General features: G+C 65.3%; 1 protein-coding gene. It reads right to left on the bottom strand.

All coding sequences use genetic code 11. From position 1 onward, the window contains the following. Nucleotides 1–383, bottom strand: a 383-nt coding sequence (locus AC1DCP_RS26645; RefSeq protein WP_476774907.1) for an AAA family ATPase, incomplete at both ends; no start/stop codon positions are given.

The raw sequence follows: 383 nt of genomic DNA, 5'->3' as shown, positions 1-383 counted from the left end.
GCCCGAGGCCGGTGCCCAGGAAGATGTCCTGGATGTCGCGCCGGCGCACCGGCTGGTTGTTGATGTAGTACGAGGAGGTGCCGTCGCGGGTCAGCACGCGCTTGACGGCCACTTCGGCGTATTGGCTCCACTGGCCGGCGGCGCGGCCTTCGGCGTTGTCGAACACCAGTTCCACGCTGGCGCGCCCGGCCTGCTTGCGCGCGGTGGAACCGTTGAAGATGACGTCCTGCATGGATTCGCCACGCAGTTCGGACGCGCGTGACTCACCCAGCACCCAACGCACGGCGTCGATGATGTTGGATTTGCCGCAGCCGTTGGGACCGACGATGCCGACCAGTTGGCCGGGCACTTGAAAATTGGTGGGATCGACGAAGGACTTGAAG

This window comes from Agrobacterium sp. 10T429 (assembly GCF_056393925.1).
Note: the sequence above shows the minus strand (reverse complement) of the source record. Positions and strands in the feature narration are given on the sequence as shown.